This is a genomic window from Desulfobacula phenolica (genome assembly GCF_900105645.1).
In the GTDB taxonomy this organism is placed as follows: Bacteria; Desulfobacterota; Desulfobacteria; order Desulfobacterales; family Desulfobacteraceae; genus Desulfobacula; species Desulfobacula toluolica.
Window position 1 is genome coordinate 26,639 of record NZ_FNLL01000011.1, and the last position, 16,331, is coordinate 42,969.

General features: G+C 41.0%; 15 protein-coding genes. 4 read left to right on the top strand and 11 right to left on the bottom strand.

Annotation, left to right across the window (positions count from 1 at the left end; all coding sequences use genetic code 11):
- Positions 1 to 151: 151 nt before the first annotated feature.
- The 6 genes from BLT94_RS16825 to BLT94_RS16850 form a co-directional block, all read right to left on the bottom strand.
- Positions 152 to 391, bottom strand: a complete 240-nt coding sequence (locus BLT94_RS16825) for a hypothetical protein (protein WP_092236660.1) — start codon at positions 389 to 391, stop codon at positions 152 to 154.
- A gap of 1 nt (position 392) precedes the next feature.
- A complete protein-coding gene (locus BLT94_RS16830; RefSeq protein WP_175530391.1) occupies positions 393 to 1,250 on the bottom strand; it encodes an NAD(P)H-hydrate dehydratase in 858 nt (285 codons plus the stop codon).
- A complete protein-coding gene (locus tag BLT94_RS16835; protein ID WP_092236663.1) occupies positions 1,235 to 1,786 on the bottom strand; it encodes a DUF3343 domain-containing protein in 552 nt (183 codons plus the stop codon). Before BLT94_RS16835 ends, BLT94_RS16830 begins: the two co-directional genes overlap by 16 nt.
- 35 nt (positions 1,787 to 1,821) lie before the next feature.
- Entirely contained in the window at positions 1,822 to 2,040 is a 219-nt protein-coding gene (locus BLT94_RS16840) for a sulfurtransferase TusA family protein (protein WP_092236665.1), read from the bottom strand.
- 2 nt (positions 2,041 to 2,042) lie between these two features.
- Positions 2,043 to 3,137, bottom strand: coding sequence for a YedE family putative selenium transporter (yedE, locus tag BLT94_RS16845; protein WP_092236666.1), 1,095 nt, complete (start codon positions 3,135 to 3,137; stop codon positions 2,043 to 2,045).
- 316 nt (positions 3,138 to 3,453) lie between these two features.
- Complete coding sequence (locus tag BLT94_RS16850) at positions 3,454 to 4,827, bottom strand: TrpB-like pyridoxal phosphate-dependent enzyme (RefSeq protein ID WP_014955863.1); 1,374 nt, start codon at positions 4,825 to 4,827, stop codon at positions 3,454 to 3,456.
- Between the two features lie 314 nt (positions 4,828 to 5,141).
- Here BLT94_RS16850 and BLT94_RS16855 point away from each other — a divergent pair, with 314 nt between their 5' ends.
- The gene (locus BLT94_RS16855; RefSeq protein WP_092236668.1) at positions 5,142 to 6,851 is read left to right on the top strand and encodes a YgiQ family radical SAM protein; all 1,710 of its coding nucleotides are present in this window, start codon (positions 5,142 to 5,144) and stop codon (positions 6,849 to 6,851) included.
- Here the strand turns inward: BLT94_RS16855 and BLT94_RS16860 are convergent.
- Complete coding sequence (locus BLT94_RS16860) at positions 6,848 to 7,903, bottom strand: endonuclease/exonuclease/phosphatase family protein (RefSeq protein WP_092236670.1); 1,056 nt, start codon at positions 7,901 to 7,903, stop codon at positions 6,848 to 6,850. The two genes, BLT94_RS16855 and BLT94_RS16860, sit on opposite strands and share 4 nt — an antisense overlap.
- Before the next feature lie 360 nt (positions 7,904 to 8,263).
- Between BLT94_RS16860 and BLT94_RS16865 the strand changes: the two genes are divergently transcribed.
- From BLT94_RS16865 to BLT94_RS16875, 3 genes are all read left to right on the top strand, one after another.
- Positions 8,264 to 9,925: a response regulator gene (locus BLT94_RS16865; RefSeq protein ID WP_092236675.1), complete on the top strand. Its 1,662-nt coding sequence runs from the start codon at positions 8,264 to 8,266 to the stop codon at positions 9,923 to 9,925.
- A gap of 160 nt (positions 9,926 to 10,085) precedes the next feature.
- On the top strand, positions 10,086 to 11,177 hold the full coding sequence (locus BLT94_RS16870; protein ID WP_092236678.1) for a response regulator: 1,092 nt from the start codon (positions 10,086 to 10,088) through the stop codon (positions 11,175 to 11,177).
- A gap of 258 nt (positions 11,178 to 11,435) precedes the next feature.
- Entirely contained in the window at positions 11,436 to 13,403 is a 1,968-nt protein-coding gene (locus BLT94_RS16875; protein ID WP_092236681.1) for a PAS domain-containing hybrid sensor histidine kinase/response regulator, read from the top strand.
- A 208-nt stretch (positions 13,404 to 13,611) separates the two neighbouring features.
- Here BLT94_RS16875 and BLT94_RS16880 read toward each other — a convergent pair whose 3' ends face one another.
- From BLT94_RS16880 to BLT94_RS16900, 4 genes are all read right to left on the bottom strand, one after another.
- On the bottom strand, positions 13,612 to 14,031 hold the full coding sequence (locus tag BLT94_RS16880; RefSeq protein ID WP_092236683.1) for a hypothetical protein: 420 nt from the start codon (positions 14,029 to 14,031) through the stop codon (positions 13,612 to 13,614).
- 287 nt (positions 14,032 to 14,318) lie between these two features.
- Complete coding sequence (locus tag BLT94_RS16890) at positions 14,319 to 14,765, bottom strand: adenine nucleotide alpha hydrolase family protein (protein ID WP_092236687.1); 447 nt, start codon at positions 14,763 to 14,765, stop codon at positions 14,319 to 14,321.
- A 12-nt stretch (positions 14,766 to 14,777) separates the two neighbouring features.
- Positions 14,778 to 15,683 carry a BUD32 family EKC/KEOPS complex subunit gene (locus tag BLT94_RS16895; protein ID WP_092236689.1) on the bottom strand — a complete coding sequence of 302 codons (906 nt, stop codon included), beginning with the start codon at positions 15,681 to 15,683 and terminating at the stop codon, positions 14,778 to 14,780.
- A 3-nt stretch (positions 15,684 to 15,686) separates the two neighbouring features.
- Positions 15,687 to 16,253, bottom strand: a complete 567-nt coding sequence (locus tag BLT94_RS16900; RefSeq protein ID WP_014955854.1) for a GAF domain-containing protein — start codon at positions 16,251 to 16,253, stop codon at positions 15,687 to 15,689.
- Positions 16,254 to 16,331: the final 78 nt, after the last annotated feature.

Here is a 16,331-nt window from a genome sequence, read left to right on the forward strand (position 1 = left end):
TATAAAGTCTTGACTTATACCATTTTGCGGTCTCTATATCAAGATTCAGGTAAATATCTAAAATAATTAAGTTAAAATAACATATTTTGCAAATTCAATGAATGAACCGGAACAGCGGGTAGTGGGTGAAACTTTCTTCTAAAAAAGAGGGTTACAACAGATTGGATGATGCGGCAGCGTTAAGGCGGTTTAAAAGTTTTTGCAGATCAAAGTCATACTTTTTTGCAACGCTGTGAATGGATTCAAAAAGCGATTTGCAGCAGATGCACTCTCCTGCAATCGCATCATATTCTTTAAAAACAGGCAGGGTTTTTTCGCAGGTTGACACAACATCCAGGACTGTCATTTGCTGAGTTATTCGATTCTGTACCTGCTTTTTTTTACCTGACATATTACTCCTTTAATACTTTTTCCAGGGCTGCCGGGATGTGCTGTATAATTTCAAGAACCTGGGTGGCAGGTGTGGGGGCGGCATAAACCCCGGCCAGTCGATTGACTGTTGAAGCTATTGCTGCGGCTTTTGGGATTTTCATTCCTGTTCCAATCAATGCTGTAACAATACCGGTAAGCGTATCGCCCGTTCCACCCATTGCTTCCATTGCTTGTGCCTCAGGACTGTTCAGGGAAGAAACAATCCCGTTTTTATCTGCAACAAAGTCTGTGCTTCCTTTTACCAGTAGATTTTTTGCAGCATTTTTATGCAGGTATGCACGGCTGATAAGATCCGGAATTTTATTATCTTCATGTAAAATAAATCCCCGGGTATAAAAAGGATGGGGAGCGGTTTCATCCGCAAGAAAGGCAAGTTCTCCCACATCCGGGGTGAAAAGATCATACTCTTCTGCCTGGCCGCTCATCTTGGCTGCATACATAAAGCCTGCATCGGCGATCATTATTGGTTTGACCGCCAAATCTTTCAGGACAAATAAAATTTTATTATGCCAGTCCACATCCGGTTGAAGGTAATGAAATACAATGGTATTCAAATCCATGCCGGAACAATTTTCAACTATATATTGATAAATATTGCGACTGCCTTCCCCAAGACCGATATCACCGGCAATAAAACCGGTGATATCTTTTTGACCCACAACTTTTAAGGTGTTTATCATTGCTCCTAAAAGCGCAGGTGTTCCCCTGTTCACCGGCACATGAAGGCCATTAAGCACAAGCTTGTCTTCAACCATATCCACCCGTCCCACGGTAAGGGGAAAATCCGGGTCCGGAACGGTTCCTACCACTGCGAGCATTTTTTTTGCATCTCCTTAAAAGCAAGTCCAAGGGCATACCCGCAAAGAGTATGCCCTATATTCATGGGATCAGGAGCCTGGTCCAATGTTTTACCCACCAGTCTGTAAGCAAGATAAGGAACATCAGGGCATCCCCCTCCTGAAATATTGACGATCAGTCGGGTCTGTTTTTCCACGGTGATTTTCATATTGGCGGCCCGGATCATGAGAAACCGGCCAAAATCCTTTGTGTGAAAAAGGTTGACCGGCTGAAGCAGGGGATTTGTAACAGGCACCATCTCAAGGGGCAAAAGACCTGCTTTTTCAAGAAAGCGCATAATGGCAAGTTCCTCAATCAATGGAAACTCAATTACCAGATCACACCCGCTTTGAATCTCCGGCGGAGGACCCATTACTCTGATTTCCCAGTTGTTGCCCCTTAAAATATTTTCCGCCTGAATCACTTCGCTTGTATTCTCAAACACAAGAATACCCAGGCCTGCCCGGGATGATGGGGTATCCTGCTTTTTTTCTTTAAACAGCTTAAATTTAAACAAACTATATGCCTTTTATGTTTTTCTTTATTTTTTGTCTAATCCTTTACAAGGTTTATTTGATATTCATCTCCCTGCTGTTGGATATCTTTAACTGTATACCCTTTGCTTTGTGCAGCCCTTGAGACATTCTCCTTTGAAGCATCCGTATCCACAAGAACCATGATCTCTTTTTCAGTTCCAAGAGCAGCAGCTTCCATAAACATCAGTACCGGTTGGGGACAGGAAAATCCTTTTGCATCAATCGTTATACTCACGGCTATACTCCTTTTATCTTATTTCTCATTGTAAATCCTATAAACAGGCAGACGATCATACCAACTGCCACTGCAGCAATACCATGGGAACCAACACCTTTTGGCGAACTTGCCAGACCGAAATTATGAGCAATTGCCGCTCCCGTTATCATTCCAAGCACAAATATGGCGGCATCACCGTCACCTTCGCCGGAAAGAAAAAGCTGACGACCCGGGCATCCGCCTGCCAGGGAAAAAGCAAGACCGGCAAGTACCATTCCTGCAAAATTCCAGACATGCATTGTATGGGCAACCGGCTGTCCTTCAAATCCAGGGTTGAACTGACCCAGAAAAAGGTTTGCGGCAAAAGCAAAAATAACAAGGGAGATCAAGCCGGTTAAAAGATGAAGATGCCGGAACAAAATCAGATCCCGAAAGGCACCCATGGTGCAAAACCGGCTTCTTTGTGCAACATAACCTATCAAAAGCCCTATCACAAGGGATACCAGCAATGGAGCATGCATGGCACCCGGCCCTTTAAGGCTGTAGAACAATACCCCGCTTTTATTTTCTCCTGCCACCTGAGGATAAAGAAACATAAGGCATAAAAGGCCCAGCATAATGAGAGGAAAGAGCAATCCCACACTTTTATGGGTTGGCTGGCTTCTGCCGAGGTTATATCCATTCTTTAAAAAAAGCGTTCCGATCCAGATCCCTCCGGCAAGTCCCAGCAGGCCGATAACGGCATTGCCGTCTCCGCCTGCAAGACGAAGAAGTGCCCGCCATGGACAGCCTAGGAATACCAGGGCCCCGATCATGGCAAACACACCCAGGACAAACCTGACAAGAGGTGCTGATCCGCAACGAGGCTTGAATTCTTTCACACTCACGGCAGCAATCAAAGCTCCCAATACAAAACCGATAATTTCCGGACGCATATATTGAACCACACCTGCCCTATGAAAGCCGATGGCACCTGCAATATCTCTTTCAAAGCAGGCCACACAAATTCCCATATTTCCGGGGTTTCCCATTTTTTGTAAAATTCCGGCAAAAATGCCGATAAAGGCGCCGACACTGATAATACCCCATCGGCCGGCAAAAAAATTTTTAATCATTTTATCTCATCCTTTCAAAAAAAAATAAGTCATTTTAAATAGCGCCCATGACAGATTGATCTGCACAACAAACATGAAAAACAGCTGTCAATAATACAGGTAGGTTTCATTGCACAGATCTTTTTAAGAATCCAATTGATAATTAAAATATAAATATCAAAAGATATAGACGAAGCCAATATTGACAAATTTGATGAAAGAATTAAGGCACAAAGAATTCAGCCTATTTTATTTTAAGGAGGACAAACCATCCCCTGAAATACTGACCTGGTATCCTGATCTGATATAAGGGGATGGTTTAAGCTATACAGACTATCTAAATTTTAGGAACAGGATTTCCACCCATACTTATTTTTCTTGATTCTTCAATTTCTTTCTCAGACATTGAAATATTATGAAGATCGCCTGCCATATATTTGGCATATCCGTTAAGATCCATGAGTCCGTGACCGCTTAAATTGAAAATAATGGTCTTTTCCTCACCTGTTTCTTTGGCTTCAAGGGCCTTTCTAATAGTGGCTGCAATGGCATGGCTGGTTTCAGGTGCCACCAGAAGCCCTTCTGTTCTGGCAAAGGTCATGGCAGCTTCGTAACACTCAAGCTGCTGAATTGCCATGGGGGTCATCAGTCCGGCTTCAACCGCATGGGATACCAGTGGTGCCATGCCATGATAGCGTAACCCTCCGGCATGAATGGGAGCCGGAATATATTTGTGTCCCAGTGAATGCATGGGCAGCATGGGTGTCATCTGGGCTACATCCCCGTGATCGTAGGAAAAGGGGGTTGCAGTTAATGTGGGGCAGGAAGCCGGTTCCACAGGAATGATTTCAATATCAGCCCCATTGATCTTATCGTGGGTAAACGGAAATGCCAGACCTGCAAAGTTACTGCCGCCACCTGCACATCCGATAACCGTATCCACTTTTTTAATTCCGGCTTTTGCAAGCTGTTTTTTCGCTTCAAGACCGATAATTGTCTGATGCAGCATAACATGATTAAGGACACTGCCCAAGGCGTAACGGGTCTGCCCTGATTCGTCGCCCACAGCCTGTTCTATGGCTTCACTGATGGCAATACCGAGGCTTCCCGGGGTATCCGGAGTCTGTTTTAAAATTTCACGTCCGACAATTGTTTCATTTGACGGACTGGCGACACAATTGCCGCCCCAGGTCTGCATTAAAACTTTTCTAAACGGTTTTTGCTCAAAGCTGACCTTTACCATAAAAACCTTGCATTCAAGTCCCAGGAGCGCACAGGCATAGGAAAGCGCCGAACCCCACTGGCCTGCACCGGTTTCAGTTGTCAGGCGTTTGATTCCGAACTCTTTATTATACCAGGCCTGGGCCACTGCGGTATTTGGTTTGTGACTGCCGGCAGGGGAAACACTTTCATCTTTGTAAAATATCTTTGCAGGGGTTTTCAGGGCTTTTTCAAGATAAATCGCCCGGTGAAGCGGAGATGGCCTCCATCTGCACAGCATATCCAGAATACCGTCCGGGATATCAATCCATCGTTCCGTGCTGACTTCCTGCTCAATAAGGTTCATAGGAAAAACCGGGGCCAGCATCTCCGGGCTGATGGGCTTGCCGTCCGGACCCAGAGGCGGATTAATTGTTCCGGGAAGGTCTGCGGCTATGTTATACCATTGACGGGGAATTTCATCTTCATTTAAAAATATTTTTTTTTGCATTTTTGAGACTCCATATAATGTGTAGTTTTCCATCATGTGATGAAGGGAGTTCAGTACGATCCGTACACACCTGTTTTATAAAAAATTATTCCACATTGTTTCTATATGCAGAAACATTTTTTGTCAAGCAAGGTTTGAAAAAGCAACAAAAAACAACTATTTTTGCTAAACAAGCCAAGTCCGATATGTTTTTCACAGGCATGCCTTCAGGATACAGGGATCATTACCGGGATTGTAATCCAAGAGCTTCTCCTGTATGATGCACCCAGTTAAAAATGTGATACAAACAAACTTCTACAAAACAGGCATCAACCATGTTTCTTCCCACAACCCCCAAAGAACTTGACCAGCTTAACTGGCCCAAACTTGATGTGATTCTTGTCACAGGAGACGCCTATATAGATTCACCGTTTATCGGTGTTGCCATCATCGGCAAGGTCTTGGTTGACAAAGGATTTCGAGTGGGAATCATTGCCCAGCCGGACATGAACAGCAAGACAGATATTTCAAGACTCGGGGAACCCGCTCTTTTCTGGGGCATTACCGGGGGGTGTGTGGATTCCATGGTGGCCAATTACACGGCTTTGAAAAAAAGAAGGAAAAAAGATGATTATACCCCGGGAGGCATGAATACCCGGCGTCCTGACAGGGCTGTAATCGCCTATTCCAACCTTGTCAGAAAATATTTTAAAAAAACCAGACCAATTGTTCTGGGCGGAATTGAAGCAAGTTTAAGACGCATTGCACATTATGATTTCTGGTCAAACAAAATGCGGCGGTCTATCCTGTTTGATGCAAAAGCAGACTATCTTTTGTTTGGAATGGCCCACAGCACAATCGTCAAATTTGCAACAGCTTTAAAAGAAGACAAACCTCCAGAGGTCTTGAATGGTGTTGCCTTTATTTCAAAAGAAAAAAAAGGAAAAGAACTGCCCTCCTTTGAAGCGGTACAAAAAGACAAGAAAGATTATATAAAAAGTTTTCATATGTTTTATCAAAACAATGACCCCATAACAGCACAAAGACTTTGTCAACAGCACAATGACCGCTATCTGATCCTCAACCCGCCCGAGTCCTTCAGTACCACCAAAGAACTTGATCATATCCATTCACTGGAATTTGAAAGGGACCTTCATCCTTTTCATAAAAAGGCTGGAACAGTTAGAGCGCTGGATACCATACGATTTTCCATTCCTACCCATTATGGGTGCTATGGAGAGTGTAATTTTTGCGCTATTTCAGTTCATCAGGGCCGGACTGTTCGGTATAGAAGCGAAGAGTCGATTATAAAAGAAGCCGCAGACATCTCACATCTTGAGGATTTTAAGGGTTATATTACAGACCTTGGGGGCCCAACGGCAAACATGTACGGGTTTGAATGTAAAAAGAAACTTAAAAAAGGTGCCTGCCTTGACAAGCGGTGTCTGTTTCCATCCCCCTGCAAAAGCCTTGCTCCTGATCACTCCAATTATATACGCCTGATCCAAAAAGTTGAAAAACTGCCTGGTATTAAAAAGGTTTTTATCAGCTCGGGCATCCGTTATGATATTATATTAAACGATAAGAAAAACGGGGGTGCATACCTTGAAAAAATCGTAAACGATAATGTTTCAGGGCAATTGAAAATAGCGCCGGAACATACCATGCCCCATGTATTGAACTTAATGGGCAAGCAGCCGGTTGATCTGCTCTTGAAATTCAAGTGGCAATTTGATGCATTGTCTAAACAATCAGGAAAAAAACAATTTTTAACCTATTATTTGATCGCTGCCCATCCAGGATGCCGGATGAACGACATGAAAGAGTTGAAAAAATTTACCACACAAAAGCTTAAAATCACACCGGAACAGGTCCAGGTTTTTACGCCGGCCCCGTCAACCTATTCGACCCTGATGTATTACACCGGCCTGGATCCTTTTTCCATGACGCCTTTGTTTGTTGAAAAAAATCCAAAGGAAAAGGAAAAGCAGAAAAAAATTGTTACTGTTAAATCGTATAAACCGTACGGAAAGAAAGGGAATTAAACGCCATCCTTTAATTTTATTTCCAGTTTTACCGGATGGTGATCTGAATGTTTAAAATCAAGATAAACGCCGTGGACCTGTTCGATGTCAATATTGGGTGATACCAGGAAAAAATCAATCACTGTTGTCAGGGTTGTTTTTTCATCATATGGGGCAACAAGACGCCTGTTGGTTGGCATTTTTTCATCATAGGCCCATTTCCATCCGGGCAGATACTCTTTTTCAATGTCCATACGATTTTCATTGTCCATGAGGTTTCGTTCAAAGTCAGGTTTAAAGCCAGGGGGACACTGGTTCCAATCTCCTCCGACGATCACATGATTGCCTTTTTTATATTCACGGATCAAAAAATCCTTAAGACAGGCCATCTGACGCTGCCTTAAGGTGCCGTCGTCATAGGCGGAGTTGTGGGTGTTGACCACCACCAGCTCTTTTTTATTCTCAAGCCTGTATCGTGAAACCATAAAACACCTGTCCAGCATGAACAATCCCTGGGGCCATGCATAGTTTCCCGGAAAAGAATGCCGGACAACAGATACGGGTTCAAACCGGGATAATGTCTGTAAACCGGCCAGAACACTACCAAGTGGATCAAACACAGGAACCGGCACAAAAAACACATCATAATTTTTCCCGAAACTTGAATGGTAGTTGGGAAATATCGTTGACAGAATTGAAACCTCATCCATGGAATAGCTTCGCTTGGAGTGTTGATCCACTTCCTGCAATAAGAAAAAATCAATGTCCTTTTGGCGGGCGACAAATTGTTCAATGGCCGATATATTCTTTGCCACGATATTTCTGGCAGGCCGAACCTGTTTTCCTCCGTCATAAAAAAAATCCATATCCCGGTCCAAGCCCCCATATCCGATATTCCAGATCATAAGCCGATAGCTTTTCTGTTCAGAAACGACAGGGGCATGTTGATTTTCAAATATCCGGGTTGTCTGATCAGGCCTGTAGTCCGACCAGGTGGCATACCCGATAAGACCGGCAAACCCCAACACCAAAACACAAACAAGTCCAAAAATAATCCTGATAAATTTTTTCATGCTGAAACCATAAAATATTTGCTTTTCAGAGTCAATATTCAAAATGTTTGACTGATTATGCTAAAAGTGTGTTTCAGAACTTGAACCTGGAGAATATGTTGTAAAAATTTCGGTTTGAGAATCAATAAAAAAGAATACGGATGGTTTAACATATATTAAAGGTCATGTGATCCTTTCGGGTTGACAGGTTTGCCTGGAACCTTATAATATTACTCAACAAGAGAAAATATTCTGATCTGTTCAACTTCATGTTATAACCGGTAAAAATCGTTTGTTCACATCTTCTCATATATTCCTGGATAAGCGGCCTTAACCGGAACAAAGGACTTTATAATGTTCAACAGATGACAGGAGGCGAAAATGGTCGATTTCACAGCACCTGAAAGCACCATTATGATTGTTGATGATGAACTGGAACATATTGAGAGCCTGAAACAGATACTGGATCAGTTCGGGTTTAACCTGCAACTGGCAATGAATGGCTATAAGGTGTTTGAGCTTTTGGAAGACACACTTCCGGATATCATTCTTCTGGATGTATTAATGCCTGAAATGGATGGGTTTGAAGTATGTCGCAGACTCAAATCAAACAAAACAACTAAAAATATTCCGGTTATATTAATGACCTCTCTTACAGAGACGGTCAACAAAGTCACAGGCCTTGAACTGGGAGCAGCAGACTATATCACCAAACCCTTTCAAAAAGAAGAGGTTTTAGCCCGCCTGAAAGCCCATTTTGTGATGCGCCAACTCCACCTGCAACTGGATAAGACACGGCAGACGCTGGATGACGAGGTTTCCCTGCGAACAATGGAACTTACCAAGTCAAATGAGCAATTAAAAAAACAGCTGGCTGAACATAAACGAATGGAAAAAATCCTCAAGCAGGCCCAGAAAATGGAAGCCATCAGCACATTGTCCAGTGGAATAGCTCATGATTTTAATAATATTCTTTCCATTATCATCGGATATTGCGAAATGGCCGCCATGGAGAAACAGCCGGATGATTCAAAAATCGGAGACTGCCTGGAAAAAATCAGTTCAGCGGCTTTCAGGGCCAAGGAACTTGTTCAGCATCTTTTAACCTTTTGCCGGCAGACAGAACAGGAGAAAAAACACATTAAAATCACCCCGATTTTAAATTATGTTCTAAATTATCTTAAAGCCAATTTTTCCAGCAGCATTGAAATCAAACAAGAGATCCGGGAAGAAACAGGTACGGTTCTGGCTGATCCGGCCCAGATTCATCAATTGATATTAAACCTTTGCCAGAATGCAGGCCAGGTCATGACAGAGGATGGCGGAATGCTGAGCATTGGTTTAAAACAGATTTTTTTAGATCCGGAAAGCGTGTCTGAATATCCCAATCTGATTTCAGGTCATTATGTCAGTATTGTTGTTGAGGATACGGGTCCGGGTATGGACCAGGAAATTGTCGAACGAATTTTTGATCCGTATTTTACGACAAAAGAACCAGGAGAAGGAACAGGACTTGGTCTGGCAGTTGCCCAGGGGATTGCCGTCAGCCATGGGGGAACAATAGTTGTAGCCAGCCAGCCTGGAAAAGGTTCTTCGTTTGAAGTGCTTCTTCCCTGCAGACAGACTGAAAGTTATAAGCCCGACATCAAAGGAGATCAAACTCTTCCAAGGGGAAGCGGGAATGTGTTGTTTGTGGACGATGAAGATGCCCTGGTTGATTTCGGCAAAATTGTCCTTGAAAGAGTGGGATACAAAGTTGAGGGATATACCAGCAGCATTGAGGCATTGGAGGAGTTCAAAAAAACGCCGCAAAAATTTGACCTTGTTATTACCGACCATATCATGCCTAAACTGCAAGGCATGGAACTGGCAAAAAAAATACTGAAAGTGCGCGGAAATATCCCTGTGATGTTATGTACCGGCACCAAAAGCGAGGAATTGATTGAACATGCCAAAGCCGCAGGAATTGTTGAAGTTATTCAAAAACCAATTCCCATGAAGACATTGATCAAACTGATTAACAACATACTTGCAAAAAAATAATATAATTTTTATTTTATTTATGGTCGCCTGTGCAGTTAACTCAAAAAAATGAGTTGTTGAGTTGTTTTTCAAATTCAACTTGACTTTAATGCGTATTTGCTATTTTAAATTGAGAGGAATTTTGTATAATAATTTTTAAATTTAAAAATCAAGGCCACCCATGATAAATGATTTTGTTGTCGCAGACACTCAAAAAAATGCCAATATCTTAATTGTTGATGATGAACCACTTATAAGAGATTTGCTTAAAAACGCAATGGCAAGAACAAGCTATCCTTGTTATTTTGCAGAAAATGGTGAAGAGGCATTAAAACTGTTTTCCGAAAATACGTTTGATGTGGTCGTGACTGATATTGACATGCCTGTTATGGATGGTATTGAGCTTGCCAAAATCATTAAATCGCAATTTACTACAGACGTGATTGTTATGACAGGCCAGATAAGCAGTTACCATTATGATGAAATCATCAGTATCGGTGCCAGTGATTTTGTTGAAAAGCCTTTTTCACCCAAAGAGATGATTCTCAGGGTTAATCGTGTCTTACGAGAAAGACATCTGAAGCAGGAAGCAGAAAAAGCCCACAATGAACTTAAAAATTCCTATATTGATTCTGTGCATCGCCTTGTCATGGCAGCAGAGTATAAAGACGAAGACACTGGGGATCATATTATCAGAATCGGGAAATATTGCTCACTCATGGCTGAAAAACTGTCTCTTTCCGAAGAGTTTGTCGAAACCATCTACTATGCCGCACCCATGCATGACATTGGAAAAATCGGCATTCCAGACAAAATTCTTCTGAAACCGGGCAAGCTTACCAATATTGAGTTTGAAACCATAAAAACCCATCCGCAGATCGGGGCAAGGCTTTTATCCAGATCCAAATCAAAAATTTTACAGATGGCCCATGAAATCGCCCTGAACCATCATGAAAAATTCAATGGGAAAGGGTATCCTAATCAAGCAAAAGGAATTGATATTCCTATCTCCGGACGAATTACAGCCATAGCAGACACATTTGATGCGCTCACCTCAAAACGGCCTTATAAAGACCCTTATCCTCCCGAAGTCACCTATAATATAATGAAAAAAGAAAGGGGAGAACATTTTGATCCGGATATTCTTGATGTTTTTTTGAACAATTTTGAACAATTTCTGGACATCCGGGGAAAAGTTCTGGCATTTGAAGGCGAATCCGGTCAAGGTTTCAAACTCAGTGAACGGGATAAAATAAACAGTAAAAAAAAATGACCCCAATCCGCAGGAACCAATGGGTTCAAGCTTATGTTATTATGCTTTTATCAACGTCTTGAGCATAAAAAATAATTTCAACAAAAATCCAATGATGCAAGTCTGACAAATTCCAATGATCAAATCCTGTTTTTTTTTATTATTTTCTTGACATGGGTAAATATTAATAAGATACTTTGAAGGTTATTCTTTTATATTATAGAACATCTTAATTTTCTATCTGGAATACAGATCTATTCATGGCGGATACCATTTAAAATGGAACAAAATCAGTATAAAGAGCTTTTTAACCGGTCGTCGAACGCAATTTTAGTTATCATTGACGATAAGTTTTTTGACTGCAATGCAGCGACCCTGAAACTGCTCGGATACAGCAACAAACAGGAGCTGTTGAACAAGCATCCATCTGATTTTTCCCCCGAAAAACAGCCTGACGGAAGGTTTTCCCATGAAAAGGCCAATGACTTATTCGATATTGCCTATAAAAAAGGCAGTATTCGGTTTGAATGGGATCATAAAAAAGCCGACGGAACAATTTTCCCTGTAGAAGTCCTGCTGACAGTTATCCCCAACGGAAGCAAAAAAACATTTTATGCTGTCTGGCGGGATATTTCCGATAAAAAATGGTCTGAACAAATTTTAAACAGTATCATCAATGCAATTAGCGATCCTATTTATGTAAAAGATGAAACGCAAAAATATATTGCTTTGAACGATGCCTTATTAAATCTTGTCGGGCTATCCAAAGAAGATATGATGAACAAATCAATTCATGATATATTTTCGCATAAAAAGGCAAAAATAATTCGGGACAAAGACGATACTGTTTTCAATTCAGGTATTGAACATACAAATAAAGGTATAATTACAGATGCAAAAGGACACAAACGGATTATTTCTACGAAAAAAGCTGTTTTCACAAATGAAGAGAACAAAAAAATCTTAGTAGGCGTTATCAAAGATATTACTGAACAAGTGGAAAATTATAAGGAAAAAGAAAAGTTAAAGAATCAACTGCTCCAGGCTCAGAAAATGGAAGCCATGGGGACTCTTGCAGGTGGAATAGCTCATGATTTTAACAATATTCTTTCCGGCATTTTCGGATATGCCCAACTTGCGAAAAATCATGTCAATGATCCTGAAAAGGCAACAATCTATATTAATGAGATCATCAACGGAGCCAATAAAGCAGTTGAATTGGTTCAACAAATTCTCACCTTTACCAGAAAATCAACACAGAAAAAGAAGCCGCTCAGAATATATATTGTTGTAAAAGAAGCCATTAAATTGCTCCGGGCATCAATACCCGTAACCATAACCATCAAGGAAAATATCCATTCCAGGGCCAAGGTGATTGCTGATCCTGGTAAAATACACCAGGTTGTTATGAACCTTTGCACCAATGCATACCAGGCTATGATAGATACCGGCGGTATATTGTCGGTTGGGTTGAAGGAAATTAAAATACAAAATCAAAGACACACTCCCCGGTTGAATTTAATGCCTGGCAATTATATCCGGCTTGAGGTTAAAGATACGGGTCAGGGAATGACCCGGAAAACAATGAACAAAATATTTGAGCCGTATTTTACAACCAAGGCGGCCAACAATGGCACCGGCATTGGGCTTTCCGTTGTGCATGGTATTGTCGAAGAACACAATGGCTATATAGAGGTTGACAGCCGGAAAGGACAAGGGACTTCTTTTAAAGTTTTTTTCCCGATAATACAGGAAAAAACAGTTTTAGCGACTGCAAAACCCGAAAAAAATATTTTATCTCAGGGGTCGGAAAAAATATTATTGGTGGATGATAATAAAAACATTCTGGACACGACTAAAAAGATCCTAGAATATCATGGTTACAGAGTAAAATCCTTTTCAAATGTGATGGATGCATTTCAAGTATTTAAGAATAATCCGTTAAAATTTGATCTGATTATTTCAGATGTGACAATGCCCGGCATGACCGGGGATATTTTTTCAAGAAAGGTGTTGGATGTAAGGCCTGATACTCCCATCATACTGTGTTCCGGCTTTAATGAAAACATTTCTGAAAAAGAGCTGCAGGATATCGGTATCAAAAAATTCTTTCAAAAACCGGTAGCCAGCAATGAACTGATCTCTGAAATACAACACATATTCTCATACAACAATGAACCAGCCAGTAAAAATATTTCAGAATGTTTTTCAAGAAGCAACAATCTTATTCCCACACATCAACATTAAGTGGATTAGCATCCAAAAATAATTTATCCCCTTATGATTTTTATATGAAAGTCTTTAAAAATCCAAACCGTAACTTTCATGTTTTGTTGTGGGCAAATCTGATCTAAAGAACAGGTCTGCCCGTGGCAGTTCATATTGTATGATTTTTTTTACAAAGGAATCAAAAGAGGTTTGATCTTCTAATCCCTTTGCCGGATTAAATCAAGGGTCAGGGAAATTTAATAGAGAGCTTTTTATGATCTTCCTTGTCTTTAAGACTGATTTTAAGCTCAAGGCTTGAATCTCTTATGCCTAAAGCCAGCGAGCTTTTGCCCTTTTTATCTTCAATGTGTGTAATCTGTCTTATAGCTTTAAAAATACTTTCGGCAACATCAGCCCCAGGTGAAGGAATATTTGTGTCACGATATTCTGCCACCACTGAGACAGTACCATCATTGGCCTGTTTGATGGATATTTTTTTGGCATTGCTGTTTACACCGTGAAGTGCTGCCAGTGCCAGCCATTTCAAGGCCGACTCCTGGGTGTCTTCATCGTTTTTCAACTCTGACATCTCTTTGAGAGGATCAGTTGTTGCAAAGCAGTCGCATAGTTCCTGTACTTTTAAATGTACGTTTTCGGTATCTTTCATGTCTAAATCTCCTTATAAAAAGTCACGGGCAGACCTGGCTGTTTTTTACAACAATCTGGTAATCCTGATTTGCCCACAACAAATAATGAAAGTCCCTGTGTGATTTGTTTAAGACTTTCTTATAAAAAAAAAGAAAGGATTGCCGAATCCTGTTTTTAAAATATAAGAAGGAATCCAACTTATTCAATATATTAATTATTTTTTTAAAGAAGATATCAATTTTCATGCATAGATGATTGTATTATTTGGGCTTGATCACAACATCAGCCATTGGAGGAGCAGTTTTTTTATTTCCCCTTGATGATCAAAACACAGGTATTTTCAAGATACCTGATCAGCTTGGTGCAAGGGTCCCCTAAAACAAATTCTTCAGCCTTGGACATCCTTTTTCTGCCCAGCACTGCCATATGATAATCTCCTTTTTTAAACTGGTCGATCAATCCTTCTGAAACGGTTGGATATGGGGTCTCAATTAGTTTGACTGCGACCTGTTCCTCTTGATAACCATTTTGGATCAGAATATTCTTTGTCAGATCCAAAAGATTTGCAAACCTTTCAATCTGCCGGAAAATATAGTTGTTTCCCAATAATTGTTCGCTGTTCGTGGCCTTTCTAAAGACATGCACCAGAGTAATAGTCAATTTTGCCTTGTCAAAGGGCAGCATAATAAACCGGTTCAAGACCTCCCTGAAAATAACGGAATCACTCACTCCTATCAAAACATTTGTTTTCAAATCCCCCCCTTATCAAGAAAAAGCCTGTAAACATCTGTTTAAATCCTCAATGATTTCGTCTATGGTTTCGTACATGATTTGGGCCCCATGGGAAAAATGCCTGAGAATATTGTTCAGCGTCTGAGGAATCTGAGGATATAGTTTTCGTAAATTAAACAGCCGTCTGTTATCCAGCAATGAAAAATCGTCAGGGCTGATTCTGTCCACCAGATCCTTATAGTCGCCGGAACGATTCTTTATATTGTAATACACATGGAACCCCTTGCCAATGGCATAGCACAATATGTTACCAAGTCCGAACAGGTCCAGACTGAACGGATTTTCATCGGTTTTGTAATCATAGTCAAAGTCGATCCACACAAGATTGTTGGAGCAGGCCTCCCGGATAACATGATCGTTTCTGATATCGCCATGGGTATACCCGTTTTCATGAAGAATCCGGACAGCTTCAAACAACCGGACCAGTTCTTTTAAAATTCCTGGAAGGTGTGTTTTAAAATACCTATCATAAGGCATTTCAAAGGTCCCGATATAATTTAAAAAATTTTTCCCTCGGACTGCATCCAGGACTCTAACATTATTGTGCTGATTGTCCCTGTAAACCATGCCCTGCATGAAGTAAGGATGGCCTTTGATCAGGTCCAGGATTTCACCTTCCTTTTCAGGATTTCGAAAGCACTGGATATTAATACCTCCCAGGGTAATTTTAAATGTTTCAAAAAAAGACAGCTTGATGTATTTGATTTCGTCCGTATCCAGGTCAATGGCCCGTTTTACCCAGAATTTGGGATCTTCGATGCCAAATCGCATCTCCCGTGCATGGCCGATGACCTTGAATCTTTTTTGATCAACATGAATTTCATCCCCGGAATCAATGGAATAAAAATCCGATGTGTCTGTGACAATTTTTTTTGCCATAAATCAAGGCTCATTTAAAATTCTAAGGGGCAGGTCCTGCATGGATGACCTGACAGAGGCGATAAAATTTCTAAGCCCCTGATTATCGATTGCCAGACCCAGAAATTGACCCAGGATGAGAAACAACTCAATGTCATCTTCATTGAATTCAATCAATTGATTGTTGTAGATGCGCATCTCTCCAATGGTGTATTTTCTGTATTTGACCGGAATAGCCAGCATGGAAACCAGATTTTCCTTTTTTGCGGCATCAGGATATTGTACCCGGGTATCTGTTTGCAGATCAAAAATCAATACCGGCTCTCCTTTGACAAAAGAATTGCATTTGTCATCTACAAACACCGGGCCCTTGGTCAAATAATCGTCACTTAATCCAAAGCTGCCCATCCTGAAAAGCTGGTTTTCCCTGTCATCAAACAGGAGTATTGAGCAGGCCCTCATATCAAATTCCCGGCAGATATCTTCAACCAGATGAACCACCAGAAGGTCCAGTTGGGTATAAGCAGATATTGCTCTTGCAATGGTTTGAAATTTTTTCAGGGTGAATCGGTTTGATGGTTTACCATTCATGACATATCCTTTGGCTTGACTTGATACCGGTTCGATGAAAAAAAACATCTGAAATAAGAATTAAGATGGGATTACTAT

Bases quoted from the DNA above. Each gene is read 5' to 3' on its own strand.
- BLT94_RS16830 (WP_175530391.1), bottom strand. From the start codon at position 1,250: ATGCTCGCAGTGGTAGGAACCGTTCCGGACCCGGATTTTCCCCTTACC.
- BLT94_RS16850 (WP_014955863.1), bottom strand. From the start codon at position 4,827: ATGCAAAAAAAAATATTTTTAAATGAAGATGAAATTCCCCGTCAATGG.
- BLT94_RS16900 (WP_014955854.1), bottom strand. From the start codon at position 16,253: ATGAATGGTAAACCATCAAACCGATTCACCCTGAAAAAATTTCAAACC.
- BLT94_RS16895 (WP_092236689.1), bottom strand. From the start codon at position 15,683: ATGGCAAAAAAAATTGTCACAGACACATCGGATTTTTATTCCATTGAT.
- BLT94_RS16870 (WP_092236678.1), top strand. From the start codon at position 10,086: ATGATAAATGATTTTGTTGTCGCAGACACTCAAAAAAATGCCAATATC.
- BLT94_RS16860 (WP_092236670.1), bottom strand. From the start codon at position 7,903: ATGAAAAAATTTATCAGGATTATTTTTGGACTTGTTTGTGTTTTGGTG.
- BLT94_RS16880 (WP_092236683.1), bottom strand. From the start codon at position 14,031: ATGAAAGATACCGAAAACGTACATTTAAAAGTACAGGAACTATGCGAC.
- BLT94_RS16865 (WP_092236675.1), top strand. From the start codon at position 8,264: ATGGTCGATTTCACAGCACCTGAAAGCACCATTATGATTGTTGATGAT.
- yedE (WP_092236666.1), bottom strand. From the start codon at position 3,137: ATGATTAAAAATTTTTTTGCCGGCCGATGGGGTATTATCAGTGTCGGC.
- BLT94_RS16825 (WP_092236660.1), bottom strand. From the start codon at position 391: ATGTCAGGTAAAAAAAAGCAGGTACAGAATCGAATAACTCAGCAAATG.
- BLT94_RS16855 (WP_092236668.1), top strand. From the start codon at position 5,142: ATGTTTCTTCCCACAACCCCCAAAGAACTTGACCAGCTTAACTGGCCC.
- BLT94_RS16875 (WP_092236681.1), top strand. From the start codon at position 11,436: ATGGAACAAAATCAGTATAAAGAGCTTTTTAACCGGTCGTCGAACGCA.